9 protein-coding genes and 1 rRNA gene are annotated in these 12,139 nt (G+C 55.4%); 8 read left to right on the top strand and 2 right to left on the bottom strand.

All coding sequences use genetic code 11. The features are described 5' to 3' along the window. Positions 1-50: 50 nt before the first annotated feature. From kup to rbsR, 7 genes are all read left to right on the top strand, one after another. Entirely contained in the window at positions 51-1,919 is a 1,869-nt protein-coding gene (gene kup, locus ACMGGH_RS05235; protein WP_041911753.1) for a low affinity potassium transporter Kup, read from the top strand. Between the two features lie 226 nt (positions 1,920-2,145). Continuing rightward, the gene (gene rbsD, locus ACMGGH_RS05230) at positions 2,146-2,565 is read left to right on the top strand and encodes a D-ribose pyranase (RefSeq protein WP_003862392.1); all 420 of its coding nucleotides are present in this window, start codon (positions 2,146-2,148) and stop codon (positions 2,563-2,565) included. A 7-nt stretch (positions 2,566-2,572) separates the two neighbouring features. Then, on the top strand, positions 2,573-4,078 hold the full coding sequence (rbsA, locus tag ACMGGH_RS05225; RefSeq protein WP_028014908.1) for a ribose ABC transporter ATP-binding protein RbsA: 1,506 nt from the start codon (positions 2,573-2,575) through the stop codon (positions 4,076-4,078). A 4-nt stretch (positions 4,079-4,082) separates the two neighbouring features. Continuing rightward, a complete protein-coding gene (rbsC, locus tag ACMGGH_RS05220; RefSeq protein ID WP_006808742.1) occupies positions 4,083-5,048 on the top strand; it encodes a ribose ABC transporter permease in 966 nt (321 codons plus the stop codon). A gap of 27 nt (positions 5,049-5,075) precedes the next feature. Continuing rightward, positions 5,076-5,966 (top strand): ribose ABC transporter substrate-binding protein RbsB, encoded by an 891-nt coding sequence (gene rbsB, locus ACMGGH_RS05215; RefSeq protein ID WP_010426610.1) that lies wholly within the window; start codon positions 5,076-5,078, stop codon positions 5,964-5,966. A gap of 108 nt (positions 5,967-6,074) precedes the next feature. Continuing rightward, positions 6,075-7,004, top strand: coding sequence for a ribokinase (gene rbsK, locus ACMGGH_RS05210; RefSeq protein WP_045631283.1), 930 nt, complete (start codon positions 6,075-6,077; stop codon positions 7,002-7,004). Positions 7,005-7,007: 3 nt separating this feature from the next. Beyond that, positions 7,008-8,000: a ribose operon transcriptional repressor RbsR gene (gene rbsR / locus ACMGGH_RS05205; RefSeq protein WP_028014905.1), complete on the top strand. Its 993-nt coding sequence runs from the start codon at positions 7,008-7,010 to the stop codon at positions 7,998-8,000. On the opposite strand, the gene mdtD is transcribed toward rbsR, so the two are convergent. Next, positions 7,966-9,399: a multidrug transporter subunit MdtD gene (gene mdtD / locus ACMGGH_RS05200; RefSeq protein WP_059357484.1), complete on the bottom strand. Its 1,434-nt coding sequence runs from the start codon at positions 9,397-9,399 to the stop codon at positions 7,966-7,968. The genes rbsR and mdtD overlap by 35 nt on opposite strands. Continuing rightward, complete coding sequence (locus tag ACMGGH_RS05195; protein ID WP_028014903.1) at positions 9,396-10,103, bottom strand: FadR/GntR family transcriptional regulator; 708 nt, start codon at positions 10,101-10,103, stop codon at positions 9,396-9,398. The genes mdtD and ACMGGH_RS05195 overlap by 4 nt, the downstream gene beginning before the upstream one ends. Positions 10,104-10,555: 452 nt before the next feature. Between ACMGGH_RS05195 and ACMGGH_RS05190 the strand changes: the two genes are divergently transcribed. Further along, positions 10,556-12,095: ribosomal RNA gene (locus tag ACMGGH_RS05190) — 16S ribosomal RNA — on the top strand. The last annotated feature ends 44 nt before the right edge of the window (positions 12,096-12,139 follow it).

Raw genomic sequence — 12,139 nt, 5'->3', positions numbered from 1 at the left:
TGGACCAAGGGACAGGAACACATTTGTTATTTAAACGAAAAGACTAGTCTATGAGCACTGATAATAAGCAATCATTACCCGCAATAACGCTTGCGGCGATCGGGGTTGTCTACGGTGATATCGGCACCAGCCCACTTTATACGCTTCGTGAATGTTTGTCCGGCCAGTTTGGCTTTGGTGTTGAGCGCGATGCCGTGTTTGGCTTCCTGTCCCTCATCTTCTGGCTGCTGATCCTGGTCGTTTCCGTTAAATATCTCTCCTTCGTTATGCGTGCAGATAATGCGGGCGAAGGCGGGATCCTGACCCTGATGTCCCTTGCCGGTCGTAATACCTCGGCCAGAATGACGTCTGTGCTGGTGATTATCGGCCTGATAGGTGGCAGCTTCTTCTACGGGGAAGTGGTGATAACACCGGCTATCTCGGTGCTCTCGGCGATTGAAGGGCTGGAGATTATTGCCCCGCAGCTTGATGCCTGGGTTGTCCCGCTGGCAATCATCGTGTTGACGCTGCTGTTCATGATCCAGAAACACGGTACCGGGCTGGTGGGCAAACTGTTTGCGCCGATTATGCTTGCCTGGTTCCTGATCCTGGCGGCGCTCGGTTTACGCAGCATTATCGCGAACCCGGACGTGCTGCATGCGCTGAACCCTTACTGGGCGGTGCATTTCTTCCTTGAATACAAAGTGGTTTCCTTCGTGGCGCTGGGTGCGGTCGTGCTCTCCATCACCGGTGTGGAGGCGCTCTATGCTGACATGGGGCATTTCGGGAAGCTGCCTATCCGCGTGGCATGGTTTATTGTGGTGCTCCCGTCGCTGGTGCTGAACTACTTCGGTCAGGGCGCGCTGTTGCTCAAGAACCCGGAGGCGATTAAAAACCCGTTCTTCCTGCTGGCGCCTGACTGGGCGCTGGTGCCTATGCTGATCCTCGCAACGCTGGCGACCGTGATTGCCTCTCAGGCGGTGATTTCCGGGGTGTTCTCTCTGACCCGTCAGGCCGTTCGTCTGGGATATCTCTCGCCAATGCGCATCATCCATACCTCAGAGATGGAGTCGGGCCAGATCTACATCCCGTTCGTTAACTGGCTGCTCTACTTCGCTGTTGTGATCGTGATTGTTAGCTTCGAACACTCCAGTAATCTGGCGGCGGCCTACGGTATTGCCGTGACCGGTACGATGGTGCTGACGTCGCTTCTCTCCACCACGGTGGCGTACCGCAACTGGCACTGGAATAAGTTCCTCGTGGGGATGATTCTGGTGGGCTTCCTGTGCATTGACGTGCCGCTGTTCTCTGCGAACCTCGACAAAATTGTCTCCGGTGGCTGGCTGCCGCTGACGCTGGGCCTGTTGATGTTCATTGTCATGACCACATGGAAAAGCGAGCGCTTCCGCCTGCTGCGCCGCATGCATGAGCACGGTAATTCTCTGGAGGCGATGATCGCGTCGCTTGAGAAATCCCCGCCGGTGCGCGTGCCGGGTACCGCGGTTTACATGTCTCGTGCCCTGAATGTAATCCCGTTTGCGCTGATGCATAACCTTAAGCACAACAAAGTGCTGCACGAGCGCGTGATCCTGCTGACGCTGCGCACCGAAGATGCGCCGTATGTTCACAACGTGCGCCGCGTACAGATTGAGCAGCTGTCCCCGACCTTCTGGCGCGTGGTGGCGAGCTACGGCTGGCGCGAAACGCCGAACGTGGAAGAGGTGTTCCACCGCTGCGGTCTGGAAGGGTTAAGCTGCCGGATGATGGAGACGTCGTTCTTTATGTCGCACGAGTCGCTGATCATCGGCAAGCGCCCGTGGTACCTGCGCCTGCGCGGTAAGCTGTATCTGATTCTGCAGCGTAACGCCCTGCGCGCGCCTGACCAGTTTGAGATCCCGCCTAACCGCGTCATTGAGCTGGGGACGCAGGTCGAGATTTAAGTCTCCGTGCGGCCTGATGCCCTCACCCCGTCCCTCTCCCACAGGGAGAGGGCGCAAACATCTAAAACGGTAACCTGACGGTTACCGTTTTGCATTTACCTCCCCTCCATTTCACTTAGCGAAACGTTTCGACGTTGATCACAAATCCGTTACGTCATGATGGTTTTCTGAACATTTATGCGGCTACACTATTTTTAGCGAAACGTTTCGCTAGTGGAGCAAGAAAATGAAGAAAGGCACGGTTCTCAACTCAGAAATCTCATCGGTTATTTCCCGTCTTGGGCATACCGATACGCTGGTGGTTTGCGATGCAGGCTTACCGGTTCCGCGCAGCACAACCCGTATCGATATGGCGTTAACGCAGGGCGTGCCCTCGTTTATGCAGGTACTGGAGGTGGTGACGGCGGAGATGCAGGTTGAGGCGGCCATTCTCGCGGCGGAAATCAAACAACATAATCCGCAACTCCACGAAACGTTGCTCAGCCACATTGAGCAACTGCAACAACACCAGGGAAACACCATAGAAATTCGTTACACAACGCACGAACAGTTCAAACAACAAACCGCAGACAGTCAGGCGGTGATTCGCAGCGGGGAGTGTTCCCCGTATGCGAATATCATTCTCTGTGCTGGCGTCACCTTCTGAGGCCATCATGGACGCATTACTGCAACTCAAAGGGATCGATAAGTCGTTCCCGGGCGTAAAAGCCCTCTCCGGTGCGGCGCTTAACGTCTACCCAGGACGCGTGATGGCGCTGGTGGGCGAAAACGGTGCCGGCAAATCCACCATGATGAAAGTGCTGACCGGGATCTACCAGCGCGATGCCGGTTCACTAGTTTGGCTGGGTAAAGAAACCACCTTTAACGGCCCGAAATCCTCTCAGGAAGCGGGCATCGGCATTATTCACCAGGAGCTGAACCTGATCCCGCAACTGACCATTGCGGAGAACATCTTCCTGGGCCGCGAGTTCGTGAACCGGTTCGGCAAAATCGACTGGAAAACCATGTACGCCGAAGCGGACAAGCTGCTGGCGAAGCTGAACCTGCGCTTTAAGAGCGACCGCCTGGTGGGCGACCTCTCCATCGGCGATCAGCAGATGGTGGAAATCGCGAAGGTGCTGAGCTTCGAGTCGAAGGTCATCATTATGGATGAACCGACCGATGCCCTGACCGATACCGAAACCGAATCCCTGTTCCGCGTGATCCGCGAACTGAAAGCGCAGGGGCGCGGCATTGTCTATATCTCTCACCGCATGAAAGAGATCTTCGAAATTTGCGACGACGTTACCGTCTTCCGCGACGGCCAGTTTATCGCCGAGCGCGAAGTGGCGACGCTGACCGAAGATACGCTGATCGAAATGATGGTGGGACGTAAGCTCGAAGACCAATATCCGCACCTGGACAAAGCGCCGGGCGAGATCCGTCTGAAGGTAGATAACCTCTGCGGCCCAGGCGTAAATGATGTGACCTTTACCCTGCGTCAGGGCGAGATCCTGGGCGTGGCGGGCCTGATGGGCGCGGGCCGTACAGAGCTGATGAAAGTGCTGTACGGCGCACTGCCGCGCACCAGCGGTTACGTTACCCTTGACGGCCATGAAGTGGTGACCCGCTCGCCGCAGGACGGACTGGCGAACGGCATCGTCTATATCTCCGAAGACCGCAAGCGCGACGGCTTAGTGCTGGGCATGTCGGTGAAAGAGAATATGTCCCTGACCGCGCTGCGCTATTTCAGCCATAGCGGCGGCAGCCTGAAGCATAAAGATGAGCAGCAGGCGGTCAGTGATTTTATCCGTCTCTTCAACGTTAAAACCCCGTCGATGGAGCAGGCTATTGGCCTGCTTTCCGGCGGGAATCAGCAGAAAGTGGCGATTGCCCGCGGGCTGATGACGCGCCCGAAGGTGCTGATCCTCGACGAGCCAACCCGCGGCGTGGACGTGGGCGCGAAAAAAGAGATCTATCAGCTGATTAACCAGTTCAAGGGCGACGGTCTGAGCATCATTCTGGTCTCTTCCGAGATGCCAGAAGTATTAGGCATGAGCGATCGCATTATCGTCATGCATGAAGGGCATCTCGGCGGTGAATTCACTCGCGAGCAGGCCACCCAGGAAGTTCTGATGGCTGCCGCTGTGGGCAAGCTTAATCGCGTGAATCAGGAGTAAGAAGATGACTACCCAGGCTGTTTCTGGTCGCCGCTATTTCACAAAGGCATGGCTGATGGAACAAAAATCGCTGATTGCCCTGCTGGTGCTGATCGCGATTGTTTCGACCATGAGCCCGAACTTTTTTACCGTCAATAATCTGTTCAACATTCTGCAGCAGACGTCGGTGAACGCCATTATGGCGGTCGGCATGACGCTGGTGATTTTGACCTCGGGTATCGATCTGTCCGTCGGTTCCCTGCTGGCGCTCACCGGTGCGATCGCCGCTTCAATTGTGGGAATTGAGGTCAACGCGCTGGTGGCCGTTGCGGCTGCACTGGCGGCTGGCGCGGCGATTGGTGCCGTTACCGGCGTGATTGTGGCAAAAGGCCGCGTTCAGGCGTTTATCGCCACGCTGGTGATGATGCTGCTGCTGCGCGGTGTGACCATGGTTTACACCAACGGTAGCCCGGTGAATACCGGGTTTACGGATAACGCGGATCTGTTTGGCTGGTTCGGTATCGGTCGCCCGCTGGGTGTCCCGACCCCGGTCTGGATCATGGCTATCGTCTTCCTGGCGGCGTGGTACATGCTGCACCATACCCGCCTGGGCCGTTATATCTATGCGCTGGGTGGTAACGAAGCAGCCACGCGCCTGTCCGGTATCAGCGTTAATAAAGTCAAAATTATCGTGTACTCCCTGTGCGGCCTGCTGGCCTCTCTGGCGGGCATCATCGAAGTGGCGCGCCTCTCTTCCGCACAGCCAACGGCGGGGACGGGGTACGAGCTGGATGCCATCGCGGCGGTGGTTCTGGGCGGTACGAGCCTTGCGGGCGGTAAAGGTCGCATTGTTGGGACATTGATCGGCGCACTGATCCTCGGTTTCCTGAATAATGGTTTGAATTTGTTAGGTGTTTCCTCCTATTACCAGATGATCGTTAAGGCAGTGGTGATTTTGCTGGCGGTACTGGTAGACAACAAAAAACAGTAACTGACGACACTACAGGACATCTTAGATATGAACATGAAAAAACTGGCTACCCTGGTTTCCGCTGTCGCGCTGAGCGCAACCGTAAGTGCTAACGCCATGGCGAAAGATACCATCGCGCTGGTCGTCTCTACCCTGAACAACCCGTTCTTCGTCTCCCTGAAGGACGGTGCGCAGAAAGAAGCGGACAAACTGGGCTACAACCTGGTGGTGCTGGATTCACAGAACAACCCGGCGAAAGAGCTGGCTAACGTTCAGGACTTAACCGTTCGTGGCACCAAAATTCTGCTGATCAACCCAACCGATTCTGATGCCGTAGGCAACGCCGTGAAGATGGCAAACCAGGCGAAAATTCCGGTGATCACTCTGGACCGTCAGGCAACGAAAGGCGAAGTTGTGAGCCACATTGCGTCTGATAACGTGCTGGGCGGTAAAATTGCTGGTGACTACATCGCGAAGAAAGCCGGTGAAGGCGCGAAAGTTATCGAACTGCAGGGTATCGCCGGTACTTCCGCGGCCCGTGAACGTGGTGAAGGCTTCCAGCAGGCCGTGGCTGCACACAAATTCAACGTGCTGGCCAGCCAGCCGGCAGACTTCGACCGTACTAAGGGTCTGAACGTCATGCAGAACCTGCTGACCGCGCATCCAGATGTGCAGGCGGTATTTGCACAGAACGATGAAATGGCGCTGGGCGCGCTGCGTGCCCTGCAGACCGCAGGTAAATCAGATGTGATGGTTGTCGGATTTGACGGCACGCCGGATGGTGAAAAAGCAGTAAATGATGGCAAACTGGCTGCGACCATCGCTCAGCTGCCTGAGCAGATTGGCGCGACTGGCGTTGAAACTGCCGACAAAGTGCTGAAGGGCGAAAAAGTTCAGGCCAAATACCCTGTTGACCTGAAGCTGGTCATTAAGCAGTAAAGGCGATTCAGGCAGTCGCTGGCTGCCTGAGGGACACCAAATAAAAGAAAAGTGTGGCATACGCCACCGGGTAATACCGGTGGCGCTCTCAGATGGACACCTCAATACATGAAAACCGCAGGCAACCTCGTCGTCCTTGGCAGTATCAATGCCGATCACATTCTTAACCTTGAAACGTTCCCCACTCCGGGCGAAACCGTCACCGGCAATCAGTATCAGGTCGCGTTCGGCGGTAAGGGCGCAAACCAGGCAGTTGCCGCCGGGCGCAGCGGGGCGAATATCGCGTTTATCGCCTGTACGGGTGATGACGATACCGGCGAGCGCGTACGTAAACAGCTGGCAAGTGACAACATCGATACTGCACCCGTCAGCGTTGTTGAAGGGGAATCTACCGGTGTGGCGCTGATCTTCGTCAATGCGGAAGGTGAGAATGTCATCGGTATTCATGCGGGGGCTAACGCCGCGTTAACGACTGAACGCGTCGAAGCGCAGCGTGGGATCATCGCCGGAGCGGAAGCCCTGCTGATGCAGTTGGAGTCTCCGGTTGAAAGCGTGCTGACCGCCGCGAAAATTGCGCATGAAAATCATACCACTGTCGTACTTAACCCTGCGCCTGCCCGTGTATTATCAGATGAACTGCTGGCGCTGGTAGACATCATTACGCCGAACGAAACCGAAGCGGAAAAGCTGACGGGCATTCGCGTTGAAAATGACAATGATGCCGCGCGTGCGGCGAAAGTGCTGCATGCAAAAGGCATCGGGACCGTTATCATTACTCTTGGTAGCCGCGGGGTGTGGGCTAGCGTCAATGGCGAAGGCCGTCGCGTGCCGGGCTTTAAGGTCAAAGCCATTGATACCATCGCCGCTGGCGACACCTTCAACGGTGCGCTGGTGACGGCATTGCTGGAAGGAAAAGCGATGGATGACGCGATCCGCTTTGCGCATGCCGCCGCCGCGATTGCGGTGACGCGCAAAGGCGCACAGCCTTCCGTTCCGTGGCGTAAAGAGATCGATGAATTCTTAAGTCAGCAGGGGTAACGCTTGGCTACGATGAAAGATGTCGCCCGCATGGCGGGCGTTTCTACTTCGACCGTCTCTCACGTTATTAATAACGACCGCTTCGTCAGCGAGGCGATTCGGGAGAAAGTCGAAGCCGCAGTAAAAGATCTCAACTATGCGCCGTCGGCGCTGGCGCGCAGTCTGAAGCTTAACCAGACGCGCACCATCGGCATGCTGATCACGGCCAGTACCAATCCTTTCTATTCTGAACTTGTTCGTGGCGTAGAGCGCAGCTGCTTCGAGCGTGGCTACAGTCTGGTGCTGTGCAATACCGAAGGCGACGAGCAGCGCATGAACCGCAACCTGGAAACGCTGATGCAAAAACGCGTCGACGGGCTGCTGCTGCTCTGTACCGAAACGCATCAACCTTCAAAAGAGATCATTCAGCGCTATCCTTCTATTCCCACGGTAATGATGGACTGGGCACCGTTCGACGGGACCAGCGATCTGATTCAGGATAACTCGCTGCTGGGCGGCGATATGGCGACGCAGCACCTGATTGATAAAGGCCATACCCGCATTGCCTGCATTACCGGCCCGCTGGATAAAACCCCGGCGCGCTTGCGTCTGGAAGGCTATCTTTCGGCAATGGAGCGGGCAGGGCTTGCCATTCCTGATGGCTATCGCATCACCGGCGATTTCGAGTTTAACGGCGGTTTCGAGGCAATGCAGACGCTGCTGGCGCAAGAGCCTCGCCCGCAGGCGGTGTTTATCGGCAACGATGCGATGGCGTTTGGTGCCTATCAGGCGCTGTATCAGGCGGGATTGCGCGTTCCGGACGATATGGCTATCGTGGGCTACGATGATATCGAACTGGCGCGCTACATGACGCCGCCGCTGACCACGATCCATCAGCCGAAGGATGAACTGGGTGAGCTGGCCATCGACGTGTTGATCCACCGTATGGCGCAGCCCACGCTGCAACAGCAACGTTTGCAGCTTACTCCTGTTCTGATGGAACGCGGTTCGGTTTAGCTTTCTCTTTGTGACGCTCTTTAATCAGGTTCCGGCCATCTTTCGGTTTTAACAACATAAAGACCAGCGCCGACACCACGGTAAGCGCGCCCATGGTGATAAAGGTATAGTGGAACTGCTCAACGGTATTCGTGCCGTCAAACCCTTCATAAAACCGCAGCACCGCCGCGCTCACGGCTACCCCGAGGCTGATCGACAGCTGTTGGGTCACCGCCAGTACGCTGTTGCCGCTGCTCGCGTTCTCGTCGGTCAGGTCCGCAAGGGTGATGGTGTTCATCGACGTGAACTGCGTTGACATCGCCATTCCCAGCACAAACAGCGGCAGGATCAACATCCAGACCGGTAACGCCGCGGATTGCAGCGAGAACTGCGCAATCATCAGACCGATAAAGACCGTCACGCCAACCAGCGTTTTACGATAGCCAAACCAGCGCAGTACCTGTGTGACCGTCGATTTCGCCAGAATGGAACCCATTGCCGTGGGCGCCATCATGCAGCCGGCAATCAGCGCCGGGTAGCCGAACCCCACCTGCAGCATCAATGGCATCAGGAACGGTACGCAGCCCGTGCCCAGACGTGAGGCAATATTGCCCGCGATCCCGACGGAAAAGGTTCGGGTGTTAAAGAGAGATAAAGAGATAAGCGGTGTCGGGTGACGACGCGCATGGCGTATATAAAGAAGGAACAGCAGAATACCACTGAGGATGACGGCGAGCGCCAGCCACGTTTCAACGAGCTTCTCGCCAATGAGCTCCATGCCACTGGAGAACAGCACCAGGCTCAGTCCAAACAGGAAAAAGCCGCCCATATCGAAGCTGCGCCTTGGCGTGGTGAAGTTCGGCATATATTTGCGGGCATAGATCAGCCCTGCCACGCCAATCGGAATATTAATCAGGAAAATCCAGTGCCAGCTTGCCCAGGTAACCAGCACACCCCCGAGGACCGGGCCAAGTATTGGGCCAACTAGCCCTGGCATGGTGACAAAGTTGAGTACGGGGAGCAGTTCGCTGCGTGGGTAGGCACGCAGCAAAGCGAGGCGCGCCACCGGCATCATCATCGCGCCGCCTATTCCCTGCAGTACGCGAAAGATAACCAGCTCCGTTAATGAAGTGGATAGCGCGCAGGCCAGTGAACCGAGCGTAAAGAGCGTTACGGCCAGCATGAAAACTCTGCGGGTACCGAAGCGATCGGCCAGCCAGCCACTTACCGGGATCAACATCGCCACCGTGAGGGTGTAGCTGATGATGGCAGACTGCATTGCCAGCGGGGAGCGGTTAAGGCTTTGCGCAATGGCGGGAAGCGCCGTATTGAGGATGGTGGCATCCAGTGCCTGCATAAAGAACGCCATGGCTGCAATCCACGGCAATCCGGCCATGCTGCGCGCTTTTTTCTCTATCATTTATTTACCTGCTGGTGGGTTGGTGCGGTCAGCAATGCCTGACATGCAGTCAGGGCTCGCTGCCCGTCGCTCTCCTGAATGGCATCTACTATCGCCTGATGCAAATCCAGCTTTACCACTTCGTCTTGTGTAATAGAGGTAAAGTAGGTGTGGTACACCGAATGGAATAACGAAGCAAAGGAAGTGAGGAACGGATTGGCGCTCATCATATAGATATGTTCATGCCAGGCCATATCGACCTCAATCCATCGTTCCCGGTTGAAGTGTTTTTTCAGGAACACCATCTCTTCCATGAGTGCGTTAAGCTGCGCTTTCTGCTCTGCTGTCCCGAGCGTGGCGGCAAGCAGGCATGCCTGAGGTTCAAGACTGCTGCGCATTACCAGAAAGTGATCGACGACCTGATGAAAGTTGTCTTCGGTCATCCACCAGGAGAGCAGCTCCTGATCGAGAAAATTCCAGTTATTCTGTGGCATCACGCGCGTGCCAATACGAGGGCGTGGAAGCACCATACCTTTTGCCGTCAGGGTTTTCACCGCCTCGCGAACCGCGGTACGGCTTACTCCAAACTGCTCACCCAGCTCCAATTCGCCCGGCAGGATGCTCCCCGGGGCATATTTACCCGCTAAAATCCGCTGCGCCAGCTTTTCTGCCAGCACATAGGACAGATTTTTTTGGGCGGCCAGCTGTTGTGCGCTTAATGGCATCGCTTTTATTCCTTAATGTTTCATGCTGTTAATTATGCCACCTCGAATGTGATTGTGGTTGCAGATACATCAAATAGAACAATTTGTAGCTTGATATCACCTCTGTTGGTGAAAAAAAACACGGTCAGAAACTTTTTTTGAATTTCCTCTTGTCACTTAAGAATAACGCCCTATAATGCGCCTCCACTGACACGGAACAACGGCACACACGCCGCCGGGTCAGCAGAGAAAAGCGAAACAAACGCTTGACTCTGAAGCGGGAAAGCGTAATATGCACACCCCGCGCCGCAGCGAAAACGAAGCGGCACTGCTCTTTAACAATTTATCAGACAATCTGTGTGGGCACTCAAAGTGACATGGATTCTTAATGTCTTCGGACAATAAATGAATACCAAGTCTCTGAGTGAACATACGTAATTCATTACGAAGTTTAATTCACGAGCATCAAACTTAAATTGAAGAGTTTGATCATGGCTCAGATTGAACGCTGGCGGCAGGCCTAACACATGCAAGTCGAACGGTAGCACAGAGAGCTTGCTCTCGGGTGACGAGTGGCGGACGGGTGAGTAATGTCTGGGAAACTGCCTGATGGAGGGGGATAACTACTGGAAACGGTAGCTAATACCGCATAACGTCGCAAGACCAAAGAGGGGGACCTTCGGGCCTCTTGCCATCAGATGTGCCCAGATGGGATTAGCTAGTAGGTGGGGTAACGGCTCACCTAGGCGACGATCCCTAGCTGGTCTGAGAGGATGACCAGCCACACTGGAACTGAGACACGGTCCAGACTCCTACGGGAGGCAGCAGTGGGGAATATTGCACAATGGGCGCAAGCCTGATGCAGCCATGCCGCGTGTATGAAGAAGGCCTTCGGGTTGTAAAGTACTTTCAGCGGGGAGGAAGGCGGTGAGGTTAATAACCTCATCGATTGACGTTACCCGCAGAAGAAGCACCGGCTAACTCCGTGCCAGCAGCCGCGGTAATACGGAGGGTGCAAGCGTTAATCGGAATTACTGGGCGTAAAGCGCACGCAGGCGGTCTGTCAAGTCGGATGTGAAATCCCCGGGCTCAACCTGGGAACTGCATTCGAAACTGGCAGGCTAGAGTCTTGTAGAGGGGGGTAGAATTCCAGGTGTAGCGGTGAAATGCGTAGAGATCTGGAGGAATACCGGTGGCGAAGGCGGCCCCCTGGACAAAGACTGACGCTCAGGTGCGAAAGCGTGGGGAGCAAACAGGATTAGATACCCTGGTAGTCCACGCCGTAAACGATGTCGACTTGGAGGTTGTGCCCTTGAGGCGTGGCTTCCGGAGCTAACGCGTTAAGTCGACCGCCTGGGGAGTACGGCCGCAAGGTTAAAACTCAAATGAATTGACGGGGGCCCGCACAAGCGGTGGAGCATGTGGTTTAATTCGATGCAACGCGAAGAACCTTACCTACTCTTGACATCCAGAGAACTTAGCAGAGATGCTTTGGTGCCTTCGGGAACTCTGAGACAGGTGCTGCATGGCTGTCGTCAGCTCGTGTTGTGAAATGTTGGGTTAAGTCCCGCAACGAGCGCAACCCTTATCCTTTGTTGCCAGCGGTTAGGCCGGGAACTCAAAGGAGACTGCCAGTGATAAACTGGAGGAAGGTGGGGATGACGTCAAGTCATCATGGCCCTTACGAGTAGGGCTACACACGTGCTACAATGGCGCATACAAAGAGAAGCGACCTCGCGAGAGCAAGCGGACCTCATAAAGTGCGTCGTAGTCCGGATTGGAGTCTGCAACTCGACTCCATGAAGTCGGAATCGCTAGTAATCGTGGATCAGAATGCCACGGTGAATACGTTCCCGGGCCTTGTACACACCGCCCGTCACACCATGGGAGTGGGTTGCAAAAGAAGTAGGTAGCTTAACCTTCGGGAGGGCGCTTACCACTTTGTGATTCATGACTGGGGTGAAGTCGTAACAAGGTAACCGTAGGGGAACCTGCGGTTGGATCACCTCCTTACCTTAAAGAACCTGCCTTTGTAGTGCTCACACAGATTGTCTGAT

Origin of the sequence: Enterobacter sp. BNK-16 (genome assembly GCF_048684955.1) — a bacterium.
In the GTDB taxonomy this organism is placed as follows: Bacteria; Pseudomonadota; Gammaproteobacteria; order Enterobacterales; family Enterobacteriaceae; genus Enterobacter; species Enterobacter bugandensis.
The sequence above is the reverse complement of the archived record's forward strand: the minus strand, read 5'-3'. Positions and strand labels throughout refer to the sequence as shown.

Bases quoted from the DNA above. Each gene is read 5' to 3' on its own strand.
- rbsD (WP_003862392.1), top strand. From the start codon at position 2,146: ATGAAGAAAGGCACGGTTCTCAACTCAGAAATCTCATCGGTTATTTCC.
- kup (WP_041911753.1), top strand. From the start codon at position 51: ATGAGCACTGATAATAAGCAATCATTACCCGCAATAACGCTTGCGGCG.
- mdtD (WP_059357484.1), bottom strand. From the start codon at position 9,399: ATGATAGAGAAAAAAGCGCGCAGCATGGCCGGATTGCCGTGGATTGCA.
- ACMGGH_RS05195 (WP_028014903.1), bottom strand. From the start codon at position 10,103: ATGCCATTAAGCGCACAACAGCTGGCCGCCCAAAAAAATCTGTCCTAT.
- rbsA (WP_028014908.1), top strand. From the start codon at position 2,573: ATGGACGCATTACTGCAACTCAAAGGGATCGATAAGTCGTTCCCGGGC.
- rbsB (WP_010426610.1), top strand. From the start codon at position 5,076: ATGAACATGAAAAAACTGGCTACCCTGGTTTCCGCTGTCGCGCTGAGC.
- rbsK (WP_045631283.1), top strand. From the start codon at position 6,075: ATGAAAACCGCAGGCAACCTCGTCGTCCTTGGCAGTATCAATGCCGAT.
- rbsC (WP_006808742.1), top strand. From the start codon at position 4,083: ATGACTACCCAGGCTGTTTCTGGTCGCCGCTATTTCACAAAGGCATGG.